This is a genomic window from Priestia sp. ABM2_011, from assembly GCF_056158845.1.
Genome location: NZ_JBSWUB010000001.1, coordinates 4,185,739 through 4,205,361 on the forward strand (window position 1 = coordinate 4,185,739; position 19,623 = coordinate 4,205,361).

20 protein-coding genes and 1 riboswitch are annotated in these 19,623 nt (G+C 34.3%); of the genes, 10 read left to right on the top strand and 10 right to left on the bottom strand.

Annotation, left to right across the window (positions count from 1 at the left end; all coding sequences use genetic code 11):
• Positions 1-28 precede the first annotated feature (28 nt).
• The 7 genes from ACXAE4_RS22205 to galE form a co-directional block, all read right to left on the bottom strand.
• Complete coding sequence (locus ACXAE4_RS22205) at positions 29-1,072, bottom strand: glycosyltransferase family 2 protein (RefSeq protein ID WP_289578775.1); 1,044 nt, start codon at positions 1,070-1,072, stop codon at positions 29-31.
• Between the two features lie 57 nt (positions 1,073-1,129).
• Positions 1,130-2,059 (bottom strand): glycosyltransferase family 2 protein, encoded by a 930-nt coding sequence (locus ACXAE4_RS22210; RefSeq protein ID WP_475236937.1) that lies wholly within the window; start codon positions 2,057-2,059, stop codon positions 1,130-1,132.
• 231 nt (positions 2,060-2,290) lie between these two features.
• On the bottom strand, positions 2,291-3,577 hold the full coding sequence (locus ACXAE4_RS22215; RefSeq protein WP_289578773.1) for a cellulase family glycosylhydrolase: 1,287 nt from the start codon (positions 3,575-3,577) through the stop codon (positions 2,291-2,293).
• A 65-nt stretch (positions 3,578-3,642) separates the two neighbouring features.
• Positions 3,643-4,128 carry an acyltransferase gene (locus tag ACXAE4_RS22220; RefSeq protein WP_289578772.1) on the bottom strand — a complete coding sequence of 162 codons (486 nt, stop codon included), beginning with the start codon at positions 4,126-4,128 and terminating at the stop codon, positions 3,643-3,645.
• 327 nt (positions 4,129-4,455) lie between these two features.
• The gene (locus ACXAE4_RS22225) at positions 4,456-5,571 is read right to left on the bottom strand and encodes a glycosyltransferase family 4 protein (RefSeq protein ID WP_475236939.1); all 1,116 of its coding nucleotides are present in this window, start codon (positions 5,569-5,571) and stop codon (positions 4,456-4,458) included.
• A 157-nt stretch (positions 5,572-5,728) separates the two neighbouring features.
• Positions 5,729-6,430, bottom strand: a complete 702-nt coding sequence (locus tag ACXAE4_RS22230; RefSeq protein ID WP_289578770.1) for a sugar transferase — start codon at positions 6,428-6,430, stop codon at positions 5,729-5,731.
• Between the two features lie 1,519 nt (positions 6,431-7,949).
• The gene (galE, locus tag ACXAE4_RS22235) at positions 7,950-8,933 is read right to left on the bottom strand and encodes a UDP-glucose 4-epimerase GalE (protein ID WP_289578769.1); all 984 of its coding nucleotides are present in this window, start codon (positions 8,931-8,933) and stop codon (positions 7,950-7,952) included.
• 463 nt (positions 8,934-9,396) lie between these two features.
• On the opposite strand from galE, the gene ACXAE4_RS22240 reads away from it, so the two are divergent.
• From ACXAE4_RS22240 to ACXAE4_RS22255, 4 genes are all read left to right on the top strand, one after another.
• Positions 9,397-9,750: a helix-turn-helix domain-containing protein gene (locus tag ACXAE4_RS22240; RefSeq protein ID WP_289578768.1), complete on the top strand. Its 354-nt coding sequence runs from the start codon at positions 9,397-9,399 to the stop codon at positions 9,748-9,750.
• A gap of 209 nt (positions 9,751-9,959) precedes the next feature.
• The gene (gene sinI, locus ACXAE4_RS22245) at positions 9,960-10,088 is read left to right on the top strand and encodes a DNA-binding anti-repressor SinI (RefSeq protein WP_098591227.1); all 129 of its coding nucleotides are present in this window, start codon (positions 9,960-9,962) and stop codon (positions 10,086-10,088) included.
• Between the two features lie 124 nt (positions 10,089-10,212).
• The gene (locus ACXAE4_RS22250; RefSeq protein ID WP_289578767.1) at positions 10,213-10,695 is read left to right on the top strand and encodes a VanZ family protein; all 483 of its coding nucleotides are present in this window, start codon (positions 10,213-10,215) and stop codon (positions 10,693-10,695) included.
• Between the two features lie 354 nt (positions 10,696-11,049).
• Positions 11,050-11,142, top strand: a riboswitch (cyclic di-GMP riboswitch).
• A 19-nt stretch (positions 11,143-11,161) separates the two neighbouring features.
• Positions 11,162-11,287, top strand: a complete 126-nt coding sequence (locus tag ACXAE4_RS22255; protein ID WP_289578766.1) for an anti-repressor SinI family protein — start codon at positions 11,162-11,164, stop codon at positions 11,285-11,287.
• 44 nt (positions 11,288-11,331) lie between these two features.
• On the opposite strand, the gene ACXAE4_RS22260 is transcribed toward ACXAE4_RS22255, so the two are convergent.
• Entirely contained in the window at positions 11,332-12,123 is a 792-nt protein-coding gene (locus tag ACXAE4_RS22260) for a histidinol-phosphatase HisJ family protein (RefSeq protein ID WP_289578765.1), read from the bottom strand.
• Between the two features lie 227 nt (positions 12,124-12,350).
• On the opposite strand from ACXAE4_RS22260, the gene ACXAE4_RS22265 reads away from it, so the two are divergent.
• On the top strand, positions 12,351-12,908 hold the full coding sequence (locus tag ACXAE4_RS22265) for an HPP family protein (RefSeq protein ID WP_289578764.1): 558 nt from the start codon (positions 12,351-12,353) through the stop codon (positions 12,906-12,908).
• 103 nt (positions 12,909-13,011) lie between these two features.
• Here ACXAE4_RS22265 and ACXAE4_RS22270 read toward each other — a convergent pair whose 3' ends face one another.
• On the bottom strand, positions 13,012-14,469 hold the full coding sequence (locus tag ACXAE4_RS22270) for a zinc ribbon domain-containing protein (protein ID WP_475236945.1): 1,458 nt from the start codon (positions 14,467-14,469) through the stop codon (positions 13,012-13,014).
• A gap of 62 nt (positions 14,470-14,531) precedes the next feature.
• The gene (locus ACXAE4_RS22275) at positions 14,532-15,437 is read right to left on the bottom strand and encodes a zinc ribbon domain-containing protein (protein WP_289578762.1); all 906 of its coding nucleotides are present in this window, start codon (positions 15,435-15,437) and stop codon (positions 14,532-14,534) included.
• A 375-nt stretch (positions 15,438-15,812) separates the two neighbouring features.
• Between ACXAE4_RS22275 and ACXAE4_RS22280 the strand changes: the two genes are divergently transcribed.
• The 5 genes from ACXAE4_RS22280 (at position 15,813) to ACXAE4_RS22300 (ending at position 19,600) form a co-directional block, all read left to right on the top strand.
• Complete coding sequence (locus ACXAE4_RS22280; protein WP_098366676.1) at positions 15,813-16,517, top strand: DUF969 domain-containing protein; 705 nt, start codon at positions 15,813-15,815, stop codon at positions 16,515-16,517.
• A complete protein-coding gene (locus ACXAE4_RS22285) occupies positions 16,518-17,483 on the top strand; it encodes a DUF979 domain-containing protein (RefSeq protein WP_153251814.1) in 966 nt (321 codons plus the stop codon).
• Positions 17,484-17,497: 14 nt separating this feature from the next.
• Entirely contained in the window at positions 17,498-18,139 is a 642-nt protein-coding gene (pcp, locus tag ACXAE4_RS22290) for a pyroglutamyl-peptidase I (protein WP_475236948.1), read from the top strand.
• 227 nt (positions 18,140-18,366) lie between these two features.
• The gene (locus ACXAE4_RS22295; protein ID WP_140451540.1) at positions 18,367-19,140 is read left to right on the top strand and encodes a flagellin N-terminal helical domain-containing protein; all 774 of its coding nucleotides are present in this window, start codon (positions 18,367-18,369) and stop codon (positions 19,138-19,140) included.
• Between the two features lie 325 nt (positions 19,141-19,465).
• Positions 19,466-19,600, top strand: a complete 135-nt coding sequence (locus ACXAE4_RS22300; RefSeq protein ID WP_013082094.1) for a flagellin — start codon at positions 19,466-19,468, stop codon at positions 19,598-19,600.
• Positions 19,601-19,623 lie beyond the last annotated feature (23 nt).

The following is a 19,623-nucleotide window of genomic DNA, read 5'->3' on the forward strand; positions in this document are numbered from 1 at the left end:
TAAACAAGTGATCCAACCTTTCGAAATACTAACGAAATAATTGATTTATTTTTCTAATTATAATTAATTTAAATTTATTAACTGAGAAATCACTCCAACTTTTAGGAACAATTCGAAAAAATGAAGAAGAGCGATATTCTGAATAACTTCCCCACCTCAAACAATTTAAATAAAACATTTCAGAGCATATATTTTTTAATGATTGGCTTTCATACACTCCTATACTTTCGTTGTGTTTAATAATTTTGTTTAGCCATTCACTTTTTTGTTCTAGTGAAAAATAAGCATCTGTGCCCCTACTAACCATAGATAATTCAGTATGAATTTCTAACTCTCTTTGATCGTGGTCAATCCCGAATAATTTTAGACCTTGACTATATACTTTTTTCATAGAAACAGTAAATAATGCATCCTTTTTTCGAGAATTTGATGTAATACTAGTTTTACTAATTCTATATTTTAACAGCGGTTTCTGTACTACATTCATTGCATATTTCGTACTTAGTAATTGCCACAAGCCAAAGTCCTCACACATTTGATGATCTGGGTTGTATCTATAATCCGTACTTTCTTGAAATATGGATCTGCGTAACATGATACTAGGATGAAATAAAAGTTTATTTCTAAATAATAACTCACTTTTTATTTCTTCAGATGTTTTTAAGACCTTTACTTTTTTTCTTATAAAAGGGAGAGTATCTAAAAATAATGTAGCATTACTTCCCACAATAGAAATATCTCTATTGTTTTCTAAATAATTAACTTGCTCTAATATTCTATCCGGTGAACATATATCATCCGCATCAAATCTCGCTATATATGTGCCTGTACTTAAACTGATTCCCTTGTTTAAGGAATAAATTAAACCCTTATTCTGTGAATTCTCATACAACTTTATTCTTTCATCTTTAAATTGTTTGATAATATCTACACTAGAATCAGTAGATCCATCATTTATTATGATTAATTCAAATTCCTTATATGTTTGGTTTAATACACTTAAGATAGATTTTTTTAGAAATTTTGCTGAATTATATACAGACATTACAATGGAAACTCTAACTTTAGACAATTATATTCTCCTAACATAAAAATTTTAACTGCTATGAGCTCTTTTTTAAAAGACTATTCAGCTATATTTTGATCTTTCTATCTTCTTTGAAATATAGTTTAAGCTTTTTTCTAGTACTATAATAAAGATTTTCGGATATTTAATGATGTGTTTCACACAGTTTATAACTTGCTTATCTTTTAGTTGGTTTTGGATATTCCAAAATTTCAAGTTATCATTTAATATAGTTTTTCTCTGTTTTAAAGCCTTAATAATAATGGGGTCTAACTTCTTGTGGTTACATTTAATAAGATTATTTGTTTCTTCTATCATTTGTGTTAGCGAATCACCTTTTTGAGTTACTAGCGAATTTGGTCTTGAACGATAATAATATAAAGGTTTGGGATAAAAGAACGCTTCTGCACCTTTTAGTAACATTTCTAGAGAAAACAAAAAATCTTCCCCATATCTTACAGTTTCATTGAATTTAACTTTATTGTTTGTAATAAACTCTCTTTTGATTGTTGGCTGTAACAAACCTAAATCAATCTTAATAAAGGTGGTTATGTCGACTTTCTTAGGCATATTCCAGTTTATTTTCTTTTGTTTGGTAAAAGTAGTCCATGGCTTTAAAGAATTATCTTCAATAAAAAAAAGATCATCCCATACTAAGTCCAAACTCTCTTTACTACCAATATAGTTCCATAACATATCTAAACGGTTGTGTTCCCACCAATCATCTCCATCTAGGAATGTAATATACTCTCCACAAGCTTTTTCAATCCCTATATTTCTTGAATGCGATGGTCCCTTATTAGATGAGTTTTGAAATAGTTTTATTCTTTTATCAGAATAACTATTAATTATACTAACTGTATTATCAGAAGAACAATCATCTACTAACAACAATTCAAAATCACTATTACTTTGGCTTAAAACCGAAGTAATACATTTTTCTATGTAAGCCTCAACATTATATGTAGGTACAATGATAGAAAATTTGGTCATTTTGTTCCTCCTTTGACTTACTCTGTATTTTCACTAAAGCTCATCTCACTTAAAGCAATGACATTTTAGAACATTTAATTAGTTATCTATTTGATATTATTTTCAACTATAGAAGAGTGCATGGTCTACAAAAAACTGATAGAAATTCAGTATAAGCTCTTAAAAATTAATTTGATCAATTTTTCTAACTGTACTCTTTAAAAATAGAGATATTAAAAATCAAAAAAGAACTTACTTATCTACTTTCAGTATTATATAGGTAGGACTACCTGATATTTTCAAGGGTAAATTATTTACAGCAAAATCTGAGGTCACTTCTCCTAACATTGAAACCTTTCTAGCTGTGCCCTTTATGTAATTTGGAAAATAAAAATTATGCTCAACTTCTTGTGTCCAATATACGTAGATTTTCCCTTTATCATTGTCATCACTGATAAATTCTAATAGAAAATCCTTTTTGCTATTGATTTCAATTCTTTTAGAAAAATGATAACCAGAAAGTGTCTTAGTTAACGTACTAACTCCTATAGAGGCTTGTTTGGGTATTGAACTATCAAATTCTCGTATTCCAAAATTTTGTTCACCGCTTTGTCTATCTTCCCCATCATTTTTCCAATCATACCAAATACTGATTGGTATATCTTGAGATATATTGACCAACATCATCCTTACCAAATATTGGCATTGTTGTAACTGATTTAATTGAATACCATAGAATGCAGGTGCCGTAGAGTATCCCCATTCTCCAGAGATTATAGGAATTTCTCTTTCACTATATTTTGAAATTAAATTTCTTACTTTCTCATAATCACTAATTACAGTTTCTGGAGAAGTTCTTCGATAAGGATGAACAGAGATTGCATCTACGTGTTCAAGTAACCCCCTTTTAAAGGTTTCTTCTAGCCAATAAAGAGAAATATCTTCAACTCCAGCTAAAGCTGGAGCTACAATGATTCCACTTGGATCATTTTTTCTTATAGCACTAGATGCTGCCTTTACCAATCTAGTATAATTTTCCACACTGGTAAATGCAGGGCTCCAAAACCCATCTATGTTGGGTTCATTCCAAATTTCCCATAAGGTATTTTGACCTCTGTACCTATAAGCAGTTTTACCGACAAATTTTGTATATGCCATGCGACCTTCATTTGTAACCACCGAATTATTTTTTTCATAAAGTTTATTACTAAGACTAAGTATATAGTATGGGCGAACCTTGTTTTCCTTTAATTGTTTATTATAAGAGTCATACCCGTTACTTTTAAAATCATATTTATTTTTTTCCTTCTCGACCCTAGACCACAAAATATCATCTCGAACTATTTTAAATCCATTTTCTCTTATTGCTTTAACATCAGTATAGCCATTTCTACTATGGGTTTGTACACCTATATTGTTAGGAATTTCATTGCTAACAATAGTTTGATTTGATCTGTATTTTTGAGAGAAAAAGTAAATTATTCCAAAAACAACAATAACTATTACTATAAATAAAATTACTTTTTTTATCTTAATCATTTAATATCACTCGCAATTTTATTTTTCAAAATAGAACTGTAAAATGGTTACGTAGAGATAGACTTCTAAATTCTATTTTTAATTTTTTTTGCAGGTACTCCACCTACAATAGTATATGGCTCTATGTCTCTATTGACTATTGTACCAGCTGCTATAACTGCACCCTTTCCTATCTTAACACCCTTTAATATAATAGAATTTGCTCCTATCCATACATCATCTTCAATTACTATATCTCCGTCGTACCACGTATTGCATCTTATTAAATTGTCGCGCGAGGTACCATGATTAGAAGCAATAACTTTTACTGAAGGACCAAATAGTACGTCATTACCAATTATAATTTTCCCTTTAGGAGCCCCCCACAGAAGGCAACCATTGTTTATAAACGTATTATTACCTACTACAATGTTCTGAGGTTCCTTTATTAAAACATTGTAATAAATTCGGGTATTCAAACCTCGTTCTACTTTAGATACTCTTATAGAGTTTAGCAGAAAGTAAGATACTGCCACTAAAACATTTTTTATTATTCTTGTAAGGATAATCATTTTACTACCTCTGATCTTTCTAATACTATCATTTTTACTAAATCAATACATTTATTAAACGCTTGTTACATTAGTTGATGTTTTCATGTGCAACATAATAACTTTGCCGTTACTAGTTAGTTCATTAAAATAAATAACAGTTGGCTATCTCTCTACCATTAACTTTTGCTTTTCGAAGGAATTTGGAGAGGATAATTATACTGAAAGCCAACTGTCAATATCATAGAACCAATTTGCACTTCAAAGTTTGTTGTATAAACTTATTAACCCGATAAATCAAAAACAAATAGTTTTCATTCATATTTCTTAGCGATGTCGGTAGTAAATTCAAAGTTGTGTGTATAGATCGTCATAGCTTTTCATCATTTTGTCGAAAGTGAAATGGCTTAAAAAGTATTGAAAAGCATTGTCCGACATCTTTAAAAGCTGTTCTTTATTATTGATTAATAATTCTAATTTGTACCTTCCGTCTTCCAAATCACTTTGTTTGTATAAAAATCCATTTAAATTATTGATAACTAACTCATTATTACCAGTAACATCTGTTGCCAACAAAGGCACACCACATGCTAACGATTCAATTAAAGCATATGGCAATCCCTCATATAAAGAAGTTAATAAAAACAAATCTGCTTTTTCTAACAGATTAATTGGATTATCCATAAACCCCTGTAACTTGATGTTTCTATCTAATCCATTATCCTTTATATAATCAAATATTTCTTGGTAATATTCACCATCACCTACATATGTGTATTTGATTTTCGGATATTTTTTTACTAAAGCTTCTATTATTTTAATAGCTTCCCACGGGTTCTTTTGTTCATCCATTCTTGCTACAGTAATAATGTTAAAATTTTCATTAATTTTATTTTCTTTAGTCTGAGGTATATCCATTCCATTATATATAACTAGAGACTTTTCTTTATTTAAGATATTGTTTTTTAAAGCTACCTCTTCTTCTCCTTTAGAGACGTGTATAACTTTTGTAGTAAATTGTTTAGCTAACACCTTTTCTATGAGGCTGAATAACCTTCTTTTTTTATTAGATATTTTCGGATTTTGTATAATATATCCATGCGGAGTATAGTACACTGTATCTATACCGCAGTATCTTGAAGCTACCCTCCCCAATACTCCAGCTTTAGAGCTATGACAATGTACAACATCTGGTCCAATCTTTTTAAATAACTTGACTATTTTTTTAAAAGAAACAAAATCTTTAGCTATGTTTATTTCCCGTTCCATTTGAGGAACAATGTGAAAACTCACTTTATCTAGTCGAGTTATAGATTGGGCAAAAACTGCATCCATTCTATTTTCACTATATATGACGTGTATTTCATATTTTTGCTTATCCAGATGATTGAGTAAGTCCACAAGGTGTTTTCTTACTCCCCCACCTAGACACTCACAAACATATACTAGTTTAATTTTTTTCATATAACACCTTAACTTTTCAATTTTCTTTTATTAAGATACTTAATTAGGGATTAACCTTAGGAAAACAAACTATAAATAAATTGAACAACGCTGATTTCACACTTCTAAATAAAGAATTTAAGAGGTTACCATTGAGAAAAATATTACTTACCCAATATCAGTATGCTCCTTTTCTAGTTATAACTAATAGAACTGTATTTAAAATTATCTTGAAGTCCAATTTAAAACTTTGATGCTCAATATAATAGAACTCCAAGTCTGCACGCTCAGGATAACCAACATCACTTCTTCCGCAAATTTGCCAATAACCTGTTACACCAGGTTTTACCGTAAGAAATTCTCTTAAACGACTGTTGTATTCCTTAAGTTCCTCTTTAATAACTGGTCTAGGACCTACTAAACTCATTTCACCTTTTAAAACATTTATTAATTGTGGAAGTTCATCTAAACTAGTTTTTCGTAAAAATCTTCCTACTAAAGTAATTCGAGGATCTTCTTCCGGTTCTAATTTATAGTTGTTATCCAAATATTTCTTATAGAGCATTTTATCATTCTTTAGGACTTGTTCTGCATTTACAATCATAGAACGAAACTTATACATTCTAAACATCTTTCCATCTTTCCCTACACGATATTGACGAAAGAATACCGGACCTCTATTAGATCCAAATAAATATAACACTCCAATTAAAACAAAAATTGGAAAAGTTAACACTATACCTATTAGACTTCCAGTTATATCAATCAGTCGCTTGTTAAAGTAATATATTGAACTTTGTTTTTGGTTGTTTTCTAAATGGTTTAAATTGGCTTCTTTACGGCTATTGGACGATTTATTTTTAGATACTGTATCATTCATCTTATTTTAAGTTCACACTTTCTTTTTTTAATGTCTTTTCTAGAAATAATAATGATGTATCCCCTAAATATTTGTGTTGTAGAGTAAGCTCAATAGTTGTTTGAATAAAACCCAATTTTTCTCCGTCATCACAGCATTTCCTTTAAAATTGCGTAAGCAACGACTCTTTCAATTTCAATATAGATTAATTTTCCAATGGTAGCTATTAATTAAATTTCTACTCTACTGCCTATCTCTTATTCTTCCAAAAGCTCAAAAACCGTTGGAGCAAATACATCTTCTCATAATCGTTGAATTTGAAGGAGTTGTTTCCACAACAAACTTTTTATCAAAACTACTCTTTTCATAGAAATTCCCTTTACTAAAACAATGGGCAATCATACTATATAGATTATGGACGTACCACACAACATGTCCTCATAATTTTGGTACTTTTTAGTGAGATGAATGGGTTTCTACTTCAAATAACTATTGATTTTTATCTAAAAGTTCGAATTTTTCTCTTTTGACCAGACCATTGTCTGTTCCAAATATAATAGCTTCCTCTACAATATATTTAACAGTTGTTCTATTAACAATTGGAAGTATTTCTTAGAGTATCACCTTAGATGTAGGAAGAAAGCTAGTTCCTCTTAGCTGCTGGAATAATTGCTTTTCTTATTTTTTTCATAATCATCCCTCATTTCTTTTTCTAATTAGACTACTCTCCAAGAAACACATCCAATAAAATAAATACTATCTAAAAATTCCAATAAAACTGTATGTTATCTACATTTTTAAAAATTAGTATGTAGGGGGTATATAGTTATAAAGAAATAAATATCTTCATACCTAAGACCCATATCAAGATTCAACATTTTAAAATATTAGCATAACAAAGAAATAGCTTCAATGTCTTATTTTGTCGAAATATGCCATATGGACTGTTTAGGGGTTGTTATAACTTTTTTCTCGTGTTAAATGACCTATGCAAATCAACCATAAATGTTTTGTACTATTATAGTTTCAATTAAATAATTTTACTAACGACTTTATTTTTTAAATATTATAACAAGTTTACCAGCAATATTATCAGTTTTCTTGGGTCAGGAGAAGGATTTATTGTTATAAAATTCTATTTTTATACAATAAATTCATAATTCAAGGATAACGCTTACAGTGTTATTCTTACAACCTTCTTATTTTTAAGTTCGAATAAATTAATTCTTTATACCCAAACATATCATAGATAAAAACAAGTGTATATACCTATAATGTTCTAAAGTCATTATTTAGAAATCATTATATTTTTCAAGAGACTATTTTCTAATGCTATTTTAATCCACGGTACCTATTGAAAATCTAATAGCTTAAAAGACTTAGTACTGCAGAGAAACGCTACTTTCTGTTCTCATTTATAAATTCTATAAAATCAAATTCCCTTTTCACACAATGATCTAAAATTGGATAAACAATAAAACACCTTCGTTATGAGAAATCAATTAACGAAGGTGTGTTTTATGTAAATATTTTTTGTAAACTATTTAGAATTCATTTTTGCGCTGTTTTGATGCCAGTTCCAAGCTGATGCGATAATTTTTTCTAATGAAATTTGCGCTTTCCAGCCTAATTCTGCGTGAATTTTATCAGAAGATGCGACCAAGCGTGCCGGATCTCCAGCGCGGCGGTCTGCCATCACAACATTCGCTTTTTTACCCGTTACTTTTTCACACGTTTCGATCACTTCTTTTACAGAGTAACCAAGGCCGTTTCCAAGATTGTACGTTGCTGTTTTCTTCGTGCTGTCTAACAGTGCTTGAAGCGCTGAAATGTGAGCATTTGCTAGGTCCGTTACGTGAATGTAGTCACGGATGCACGTTCCGTCTTCAGTATCGTAGTCTGAGCCGAATACAGAGATGTTTTCACGTTCACCAAGCAGGTGCTGAAGAATGATTGGAATTAAGTGCGTTTCAGGATCATGGCACTCGCCAATTTCCGCTGTTTCGTAAGCACCCGCTGCGTTGAAGTAACGAAGTACCACATATTCCATATCGTAAGCACTTGCAAAGTCAGCTAAAATCTGTTCAATCATTAACTTTGAACGTCCGTACGGATTAATTGGGTTTGTTGCCGTATCTTCTGTAATGATATCTACAGAAGGAATCCCATATGTAGCAGCAGTAGATGAAAAAATAAACTTTTTCACATTGTGCTTCATCATCGTTTGTAAAAGGGTTAACGTCGCAGCTACGTTGTTTTGATAATATTTAAGAGGATCTGTTACTGACTCCCCTACTAAACTATTAGCAGCAAAATGCATGACAGCATCAATTTTATGATTTGTGAATATGCTTTCTAAATCTTTCTCATTACCTAGATTTCCTTCTACGAATACCGCTTTCTCATCGATTGCCCAGCGATGACCCGTTGATAGATTATCAAGTACCACCACTTCATTTGTTTTCACTAATTCTTTTACTAGGTGGCTTCCGATATAGCCTGCTCCTCCGATGACTAAAATCATAACTTACACTCCTTATATTTATAATTATTACATTATGGTAAATCTTTATTCTTCATTTGTAAATATTTCTAATCATATTATATTTTAGTTTCTATAATTATAAGGCACGTTATTGTCATTTCCCTCTCCTATGTCTATTAAGGCTTAAAGTTAAATTCACTAGAGTTATTGCTCATATAAAAATTTTCAATAAACAGGAATTTTAAGCTAATACATAATTTATATTATTATATTAAGAATATTTACTAATCCATTATTGTGGTAACATTTTATTGTTCAACACTTTATTTTAAAATTTTCTCTTGCTAGAACAAATTGACATACTATTCTAATAATCATTTTATTCTTTATATAGAACAAGATATTAGTATGAATATTATTTTTTTAATATTTCCATATTGAAAACCTTGAAAATTCCTTTATAATGAACAACAGATACTACATATGAAGGAGAGGTTTTCACGTGATAGGTGATCGCATTAAAGACATGAGACTGCAAAAACGTTATTCTATTACTAGACTGGCGGAGAAAGCACAAATATCAAAATCCTACCTTTCACAAATTGAAAAAGGTTCAAACTCTAACCCTTCCTTGCAGATGCTTCACAAAATTGCTGCTTCTTTGGGCACAAGCGTTGACTACTTAATTGATGAAACAAATGAACATACTGAAGCTGATCACCATATTTCGGAAGAATGGCTGGAGCTGTTAGGCAGAGCTATAGATCAAGGTATGACCCAAGAGGATTTTATTGAATTCTATCAGTATCTGTCCTTCAAAAAAAATCTTCAGACAGTGAAAAATTCGAAGCATTAAGTAAAAACACCTCGCTACAATGCCTGTATATGATTCTTTTTACTTGTTAGAATTCGCTTTTAAATAATCCTTTATAACTATATTCTGTATAATATTTGCAAAGCAAAATTGATTGTTTGTATAATTGTTAATAAAAGTAAGTAAGGCTAGTATCGAGAGCTTTTTCAACCACGACAGCTTTACTCCTTAAGGTCCGGGGAGGAATAATCATGACTGACAAGTTAAAAGAAAAAGTAGATTTAGAGAAAGAGTGGATTTTACTCATGAAAGAAGCTTATGAGATTGGCTTGTCCATTGATGAGATAAAGAAGTTTGTTCAAGAAAATAAACAGAATTAACTGAATTTCACATCTTTTATATTAAGTCATTCAAGAATATTTATAATTAATGCTTAAATTTCTTGCTTTTTTCTCTTTTTTTTCTTAAGCTAATACAATCAAGTAAAATAAAGGAAATGTCATCATGATAAAAAAAATCGCTGTTATCTTAATGATGCTTGGCATCGCTCATTTTTCCCACACACCTCATTTACAGGTCACAGATCCAAGCAGCTGGAGTAACTCTTCTGTTTGGGACCATAATACTACGCTTTGGTCTATTTTAAAACCAAGCAGTGAGTTTTATACTTCCTATACCTACGGATTTAATCTAGAATTTATCCTTCGTAAAATTGCTCATATTTCCTTCTTTGGTGTATTAGCTGTTTTAATTTATTGGAACTTAAAAGAAAAGCCTGGGCGTTATGTAAAAGCAGGACTGCTGCTTGCTTGCTTTGCATTTTTGGACGAGGTTCACCAAGCTTTTATTATTGGTCGAGACGGTCGAATTGTAGATGTACTTATTGACTCTTTTGGAGGCGCTCTGTTTTTGTTTCTTCTATATAAAAGTAAAACAAAGCATAGAAGAGCAGAGAGAAATAGATATAGTTCTTCCATAAAAAAATGAGCCTTTTTTATCAGGGTTCATTTTTTTATGATTTTATTGTTCTCTATTCGCTTAGCAGGTCTTCTTTTAAATGTGACTGCAGGTCTCTGAAGTCCCTCCATACTTTGTAGGTATTCATTCAGCTCATATCTATCTCTCCTTGTCCTATGCTTTTCTCTTCTATTGTGAATACTATTATTTATGAACTGCGTATAAACTAACAGCAAAACGTTACTTTTTAAGTTCAATCATTTTACTATCCACCCGTTTTAGGATATAAAGATGGATGTAAAATGTTTTTTTAAACCTCGACCTATTTCGACACCATTTCTGGTAGTTTTCCACTAAAATAATAATAGTTATTTAAAAAATTTATTCAGATAAAGGCAAAGCTGCTGAAAAGCAGTGACGCAAAGCTTCAGGTCTAAGGCAATGTTTACAACATGCTAAGATGGCTGGGTTCCCTGACAAGGGTGGATGAATAGTGATGAACACAAACGAAAAATTAGCAGTAGATCAAGAATGGATTGATCTAATAAAAGCAGCTCATGAACTCGGATTAAAAATAGAGGACGTCCGAGAATTCTTATTAACGAATAAGAACAACCAATAGTAAAAGCACGCTTCTTATATATTGAAGCGTGCTTTTACTATCACTTATATTTTTATTCCTTTTGGCTGACGTTGATCAAACGTATAAACATTTGTAAATCCGCACTGTTTCGCCATTTCAACCGCTTCTTTTATATGTGCTCCTACGGTATCGGCAAAATGTGAATCGGATCCAATTGTTAAGATTTCTCCGCCTAAATCGCGGTACAGGCCAACAACTTCAAGTGCCGGCAATGCTTCGCCCAGCTTTCCTCTTATACCTGAAGTGTTAATTTCAATTCCAATATTGCGATCAATGGCTTTTCTCAAAATATCCGCAAGAATATCTTTAAATTGATCAAAGTCGTAAATGCCGTATTGCTCAAACGCATACCGCTTCATTAAATCTAAATGAGCCAATACATCAATATCTGCTTCGCTTACTAGCTTATACATTTCATTAAAATAAGCGCGGTAAATTGCTTCTTTATCATTCAGCTCCAAATGTTTACGAAGCTTGATGTTATTAATGTTATGCACCGACCCTAATACGAAATCAAAGTTCTCTTGCTTCATCGTTTCTTGATACTTCTCTTTTAAATAATGCGGCTCACAAATTTCAATTCCTTTTTTAATCACTAGCTGATTTTGAAATTGATCTCTGCATTCCGCTAGTTCTTGTTCATATTTATCAAAATCCATATGACCGTACGTTGGCGCTAATGGATTTAATGAAAAGTGCTCGGTAAAACAAATTTCGTTTATGCCGTTTTTTACAGCTTGCTCGCACACTTCTTTCATGACTGCCTGTGAGTCAAATGAATTATTTGTGTGATGATGGTAGTCTACTAGATACATAATTAGTCACCTCTAGGTTTATTATACATCTCTCCTGCACTTACTGCACATGGAGACCCTTTTCCCCTCTATCACGCCTTTTTTGGTTCATAAAAAGAATTTCCACCAAAAAAAGTCGTTTTTCCTCTTTTAGTAATCCTTCTTTTCTTATAAACTAACTTATTATAGCAGATGTTCTGACATACGACTTGACATATAACTTTTACACAAAAGAAAGGAAATATGAAATGGAATTTGAAAAAAATTTTTCTCAAAGCAAAAGCCCCTTTCTGTCTTACTTAAGCTCTTATACGAAAAAGATGAAAGGAGAATTAAAAGAAGAACCGAAAATTAATTATAGAGATGCGGTTGTTTCTTCTATTGGAGGCTTAATTGCGATTATCATCAGCAGCGCGATTGCACTAGCGCTTGGTTATCCAATGGCACTCGCTCCAATTGGCGCAACCTGCGTACTTGTCTTCGGTGCTCATAAAGGGCCTTTATCACAGCCGCGCCACGTGCTTGGAGGTCACTTACTAGCAACGGTTTCTGCACTTATTATTTGGAGTTTATTTCACCGAAGTCTTATTACAATTGCGATTGTGCTTGCCTTTGTTCTTATTTTAATGATTCTTACCAAAACCGTTCATCCTCCCGCTGCAGCTAGCGCGATTGTGGCAATTAATACTCAAGCAGGATGGGGATATTTAGGTATTATTATGATTTGTGCGTGTGTGGTCGTACTGATTTCTACTGCGTATAACAATTTATTTCAAGATCGGCAGTATCCCAGATATTGGGTTTGATATTGGGACTCCTACATAAAAAGACGTCTTCTATGAAAAGACGTCTTTTTATGTATTGTTACCTACTAAGTTGTTTGCTTTTTCAGAGTCTATTTATCAGCTTTTACTTTACTTCCGTTGAACTAATAAGCTGATAAACTCCCAAACTTCCATCAGATAATTCTTTTACTTTATGAATACTGTTGAATTTTTTGTATTTAACAAATCCGTCTCCATACGAAATATCATACTCTTCTGTTGTATATACTTTATACATAGAGTCATCTAGTTTTGTTACTCTGTTTACGTTAAAACTTAATAAATCTTCCGTTATTCCTTTTTTGATTAGGTAAGCGGTATAATCTTTTTGTTCCTTGTATTTTGGTCCGTTAGAATCGATATAAGGCTCTGCAATAGAGAAGTCTCCACTGTTAATTGAGGAAATTGTAGCGTACATATATTGTTCAATAAAACTAGAAACTTCACTAGTAGATACTCCAGAATTAACTTCTGAACCTTTGTCCGTCGTCTCTTGATTCTTAGAAGGGGCCGACGCTTTTGCCGTAGCTTCTGTCGTATTTTCTTCATCAAAATTAAGTGCAACATCTTCCATGCCTTTTTTAATTGAAACTTCTTCCGTTTTCTTTTCTCCACGTTTTGCGTACAGTTTTACTGAACCGTCCATTGGCAGTGGACCTAGATAATCAATATCGCCAATTTCTGTTTTTGTGTCTTTACCATTAACGTACAACGTCGCGTCATCATAATCTGAAGAGATGTATACTGCATGATCTGACCAATCAAACTCAACGTTCACATCTTGGCCTTCCGTACCGTCAATTTCTTGTTCGTTTTCAACTTTCCCATAATCATTTTGCACTTCACCTTTTAATGTATGCGTACCAGGTAAAAATGGGCCAACCTTTTTAGAAGAATCACTGCTTACCGTTCCAGCTTTTTGACCGTCAATATATACCGCTGTCGCGTCTTCTGTAGACTGAACTTTTGCATACACAGGGTTTACTTGTACCGTGTAATGATCAAAGATTCCCCATTTCTTTCCGTCTTGTTCTAACTTAGCGTATGAAGAGTGATCTTCGCTTGGAACTCCTACTTCAAGCGCTCTGCTATCTGCCGCTAACCCTTCAGAGATCGATTTCATAACATCTGGATTTTCGTGCAGATATGTAATAAATGATTTTGTTTGCTCATCGTTGGCTTCTAGTTGAATTTGACCATCATTTACATATTTTTTTACTTTATCAACATCATTACCCTTTACTGAAGCAATAAATCTTTCTGACACGGCTTTAGGCGCCATCATTGTTTTGTCTATTCCGTAATAAGCACCGCCGAGTATAGCAGCTGCTGCTATAACTGAAATCACAATAATCTTTGTTTTTTTATTCGGAGGTTTTACCGATCCTCTCTCTTCCTCTATTGAAGCTGATGCGGGTTCTACGTAACGCTGTGATTTTGCTCCTTGGCTAGAAGTCTCTTTTCTTTCGACGGGATGTCCACACTCTGGACAAAATTGATGCTCATTGGTTAACTGATGTCCACACTCTTTACAATATCGCAATTTCGACACTCCTTTTATAGTGTTATGAAAAAGCATCGCTGTAAACGATGCTTTCTGCCGACTTAAAATAGATCATTTAATTCACTGCTGTTTCCCATTCTTGTAATAATGGTTTTGGCTTCTTCTCCTAAACCATTCGCAATAAACGTCAGCACAATCGTAATGACTACGTACACAATAAGAGTGCTATAGATACGATCAAGCCCACTTGTTCCGCTTTGCTTAAAGCTAGCAATGATAAATGGAACCACAAGGAAAATGCTCAACAAACCAAAATTCATAAAATAAGAGAAGTATTCAACATGGAGAAATGCAAGCACAAGCCCAATTAAAAGAAGAGCTGTTGGAATAATCATAAACGTGCCAAAGCGTGAGAAAAATTCTTTAAAGGAAACGTCTACCTTTCCAAACTTTGCTGCAACATATGTTGCCCCAATAATAACTGCAAGTCCAATAAAAATGAAAATCCCTTGTTTAAAGACAAAATCGGTAAAATTGAAGTGAATGATGCTGTTTATATCTGTGGCTTTTATCAAATCAACACCTGTATTAAAATCCTCCATGTCAGATGGAGCCAGCTCTTCACTGATAATAGGAAGCTTGAACATGCTTCGAACAAACTGAATTAACAATAGCTTCCAGCCTACATACAGTATAATAGGTATACTAAGAGCATAAAGAATGACGGTGATAAGAGCATTAACGAATTGGCTTTCGCCTGCTGCTTGTGCTGTAGCTGTTGGATTTTTAATTCCTTCTGCAAAATAACTAAAAAATGATTTTGACACTTTTTTCGCTTGACGGACACGCTGATTAGGCTGTTGAGGCGCATACGCTGGTTGCGGCTGAGGCTGATATTCAGATGCTGCTGCCGCCTGGCTTACAGCTGCCTCTTCTTGTAGTTTATGACCGCACTTTACGCAAAATTTCCCGCCATCGTTAAAATGGCCGCAATTTGAACAATTCAAGTACTCCTTCCCCCTTCAATAAATTGTTTAAAATATAGTCATATAGATTCATATAGTTGAAATCTATATAATTCTATATTCATACCTTTTAGCATTATACACCATTTTTGGTATTTCAGGAGAAATGTTTCAACGGATTAACTAAAAAAATTACTACCCAAACTCCCTGGCAGAATTCTTTCTTTTACTTCTAAGTCTATGCACATTATATAAATCTTCCTTCTATAATTTTGTTTCACCAATAAAACTATTTTATGTCTTAAGCATCTTGTTTTAATTTTCAGAATTGTTTATACTCGAAACATCTTTGTTTTTTTAGAAAAACAAAGGAGGTGAATTTGCAGCACGGTCTATACATACTCAAGGGGGATTTTTATGTTGAAATTAATTGGGGTTTTGCTAGTAGCAGTAGGTTTTTTATTTCGTCTAAATACACTGCTTGTGGTAACTGTTGCAGGCATCGTGACTGGCCTTGTGTCAGGTTTGTCACTTCATGAAGTAATTACAATGTTCGGCCAATTTTTTGTAGATAACCGCTATATGTCTATGGCTATTTTACTTACTCTTCCTATCTTTGGCGTGTTAGAAAAATACGGGTTAAAAGAACAAGCGGAAGTACTGATTAAAAAAGCGAAAAACGCTTCTTCTGGAAATGTTTTACTTATATATCTTTTTATCCGTGAAATCTCAGCCGCAGTTGGATTAAATATTGGAGGACATGCTCAGTCTGTGCGTCCGTTAGTCGCACCTATGTCTGAAGGCGCTGCTCGCGCAAAATACGGAGAGCTTCCGCCTAAAGTAAAAGAAGATATTCGCGCTCACGCCGCGGCAGCTGAAAATACGGGCTGGTTTTTCGGCGAAGATATCTTTATCGCTACGGGTGGAATTCTTTTAATGAAAGGATTCTTCGACTCCGTAGGCATTCACGTTGACGTCTGGGATATGGCGCTTTGGGGTATCCCAACAGCCATCGCAGCGCTGCTAATCAGCGCGATTCGTTTCCGTCAGTTAGATCGAAGAATTCACAAAAAAATGACGAAACACAAACCGACATCAGCTTCAAAGACGGAGGCGAGTTAAATGAAAAGTATCCTGACGCTTGATACGATTTACTACTTACTCGGTATTATTGTTGCTTTTATCGCGATTCGAATCGCACGCGATCACAACCATCCTAACCGTTTAGGATCTTCTCTATTCTGGGCGCTGTTTTCCATTACGTTTTTATTTGGCAACGTGATTCCGCCTTTTTATGTAGGATGCTTGGTCATTATCATGGTGCTGCTTGCTTCATTTAATCGCGTGACCAAATCAAATGAAGCCGAAACGCCTGCTGAAGAACGAGTAGCGCACGCGCAAAGATTAAAAAACAAAATCTTTTTACCGGCTTTATTTATTCCTATTTTTACGATTATCGGTACTCTTCTTTTTGGAAAGATCAAGTTTGGAAACTGGGCATTGATCGACCCAGAAAAAGTCACGTTAATTTCACTGGCAATCGCTGCTGTGATTGCGTTTATTGCTTCAATGGGCGTCACCAAAGCAAAAATGAACGTGCCTGTTAAAGAAGGAAGCCGCTTGCTTCAAGCAGTAGGCTGGGCGGTTATTTTACCGCAAATGCTTGCTGCGCTTGGCGGCATCTTTTCAAAGTCAGGCGTCGGAACAGTCGTTTCAGATATTGTAAGTGATATTTTGCCAACTAACTATGCATTTGTTGCTGTGCTTGCTTACTGCTTGGGAATGCTGCTATTTACAATTGTAATGGGAAATGCCTTCGCGGCGTTTGCCGTTATTACGGGAGGTATTGGTCTTCCGCTGATTGTACATATGCACGGAGGAAACCCAGCCATTATGGCAGCTCTTGGCATGTTTGCTGGCTACTGCGGCACGCTGTTAACGCCAATGGCAGCTAACTTTAATATCGTACCTGCTATGCTGCTTGAATTAAAAGACAAAAATGCCGTAATTAAAGCTCAAGTGCCGATTGCGCTATCCGTTTTTGTTGTTAATACACTATTAATGTACTACCTTGTATATCACTTTTAAAGGAGACTAGTAGAATGACAACTGTATTACTAACCGGCTTTGAACCGTTTGAAGGTGAAAGTATTAACCCGTCTTTAGAAGCTGTCAAAGCCTTAGACGGCGTAGCTGTCGAAGACTATCACATTATCGCTAAGCCTCTTCCTACTGTGTTTGGCGAATCAATTGCAAAGCTTCATACGTATATAGAAGAAATTAGCCCTTCTATTGTCATTTGCGTTGGGCAAGCAGGCGGTCGAGAAGGAATTACGGTCGAACGCGTTGCTATTAATGTGGACGACGCGCGGATTCCTGACAACATTGGCCAGCAGCCCATTGATCGCCCTATTATCGTAAACGGACCTGCCGCATACTTTTCGACACTGCCCATCAAAGCAGCTGTCGAAAACCTGCGCCAAGTAGGCATTCCAAGCAGCGTTTCTCAAACTGCTGGAACGTTTGTCTGTAACCACGTATTTTACGGGCTGATGAACATGATTCAAAATTGTTCGATTAAAGGTGGGTTCGTGCATATTCCTTATCTTCCTGAACAGGCTGTGCATCATTCAGGGAAAGCAAGTATGGCGCTGGATTTGATTGTGAAAGGACTGCTTTCTATCATAAAAACTACAATTGTAACGGAAGATGATATTTTAGTTTCAGGAGGAGCTACTCATTAATACTAAAAACCAGTTCAGATAGGGAACTGGTTTTTCTCTTTATATCCGCAAATTCTTCATTAAATAAATCAATAAAAGCTATAAACAACCTCCTCTCTCAGCCGATATATAGTATGAACATATTTTCAAAAGATGTTCGATTACTTTTATCCCGTCTTAAGGCGGGACACTTCTTGTATACAAGGATGTAAACCAAGAAGTAAAACCATTATACGGAGGTAAGAAAAATGAGAATCAATCACAACATTACAGCTTTAAACACGTACCGTCAGTTTAACAATGCGAACAACGCTCAGGCAAAATCTATGGAGAAGTTATCTTCAGGTCAGCGTATTAACAGTGCTTCTGATGATGCAGCTGGATTGGCTATTTCAGAGAAAATGCGTGGACAAATTCGCGGGTTAGATCAAGCTTCTCGCAACGCGCAAGATGGTGTTTCGTTAATCCAAACGGCAGAAGGTGCTTTAAATGAAACACATGATATTCTTCAGCGTATGCGTGAATTAGTAGTTCAAGCAGGTAATGGTACAAACAAAACTGAAGATTTAGATGCTATTCAGGATGAAATCGGTTCGTTAATCGAAGAAATCGGTGGAGAAACTGACAGCAAAGGAATTTCTGATCGAGCACAATTTAACGGCCGAAACCTGTTGGATGGCAGTCTGGATCTTACGCTTCAAGTTGGAGCGAACGCAGGACAGCAGGTAAATTTAAAAATTGGAGATATGAGTGCTGGAGCTTTAGGAGCAGATACTAATTCAGACGGTGCAGCGGATGCTTTTGTTAATAGCATTAACGTTAAAGATTTTACTGCTACATCATTTGATGATCAATTAGCTATTATTGATGGTGCTATTAACCAAGTGTCAGAGCAGCGTTCTGGACTAGGTGCCACTCAAAACCGTTTGGATCATACTATTAATAACCTAAGTACATCATCTGAAAACCTAACAGCGTCTGAATCAAGAATTCGCGACGTAGATTATGCTTTAGCAGCGTAAGCAGCAAAAAGCACAGTCGTCCTAGCTGGTAACGGCTAGTGAGTATAACCGGGTGAATTGCTGGAAACCCCTGAGAGCTTTTCTTACCACAGCGCAGTTGGAAACGACAGACGTAACGGTTTTAAAAAAGAAAAGATTGGGCAATCAGCAGCTAAGCTCCTGTGAGGAAACTCTGGAGACAGTTCAACGACTAGGATAAACCGTCTAAGGCAATGTGTGCTATGACGATGAAATCCGTAGGTATTTAATATGCCGTTCCGTATATTAATATCCGAAGTGCCCGGCCCCTGCTTTTTTAGAGGGTGAAGATATAGTCTAGTCATTTGTGAAAGCAAATGTTCGCACGATGGCGAAAGAAATGATGGAACAAACAAAGAATTCAATTCTATCTCAAGCTTCTCAAGCTATGCTAAGTCAAGCTAACCAGCAGCCACAAGGCGTACTTCAATTACTACGTTAATAAAAAAGCGAGCTTTCCTAAGA

Coding starts and splice junctions, on each gene's coding strand:
- ACXAE4_RS22210 (WP_475236937.1), bottom strand. CDS start 2,059: ATGACCAAATTTTCTATCATTGTACCTACATATAATGTTGAGGCTTAC.
- ACXAE4_RS22215 (WP_289578773.1), bottom strand. CDS start 3,577: ATGATTAAGATAAAAAAAGTAATTTTATTTATAGTAATAGTTATTGTT.
- ACXAE4_RS22220 (WP_289578772.1), bottom strand. CDS start 4,128: ATGATTATCCTTACAAGAATAATAAAAAATGTTTTAGTGGCAGTATCT.
- ACXAE4_RS22225 (WP_475236939.1), bottom strand. CDS start 5,571: ATGAAAAAAATTAAACTAGTATATGTTTGTGAGTGTCTAGGTGGGGGA.
- ACXAE4_RS22230 (WP_289578770.1), bottom strand. CDS start 6,430: ATGAATGATACAGTATCTAAAAATAAATCGTCCAATAGCCGTAAAGAA.
- galE (WP_289578769.1), bottom strand. CDS start 8,933: ATGATTTTAGTCATCGGAGGAGCAGGCTATATCGGAAGCCACCTAGTA.
- sinI (WP_098591227.1), top strand. CDS start 9,960: ATGACTGACAAGTTAAAAGAAAAAGTAGATTTAGAGAAAGAGTGGATT.
- ACXAE4_RS22250 (WP_289578767.1), top strand. CDS start 10,213: ATGATAAAAAAAATCGCTGTTATCTTAATGATGCTTGGCATCGCTCAT.
- ACXAE4_RS22255 (WP_289578766.1), top strand. CDS start 11,162: ATGAACACAAACGAAAAATTAGCAGTAGATCAAGAATGGATTGATCTA.
- ACXAE4_RS22260 (WP_289578765.1), bottom strand. CDS start 12,123: ATGTATCTAGTAGACTACCATCATCACACAAATAATTCATTTGACTCA.
- ACXAE4_RS22265 (WP_289578764.1), top strand. CDS start 12,351: ATGGAATTTGAAAAAAATTTTTCTCAAAGCAAAAGCCCCTTTCTGTCT.
- ACXAE4_RS22280 (WP_098366676.1), top strand. CDS start 15,813: ATGTTGAAATTAATTGGGGTTTTGCTAGTAGCAGTAGGTTTTTTATTT.
- ACXAE4_RS22285 (WP_153251814.1), top strand. CDS start 16,518: ATGAAAAGTATCCTGACGCTTGATACGATTTACTACTTACTCGGTATT.
- pcp (WP_475236948.1), top strand. CDS start 17,498: ATGACAACTGTATTACTAACCGGCTTTGAACCGTTTGAAGGTGAAAGT.
- ACXAE4_RS22295 (WP_140451540.1), top strand. CDS start 18,367: ATGAGAATCAATCACAACATTACAGCTTTAAACACGTACCGTCAGTTT.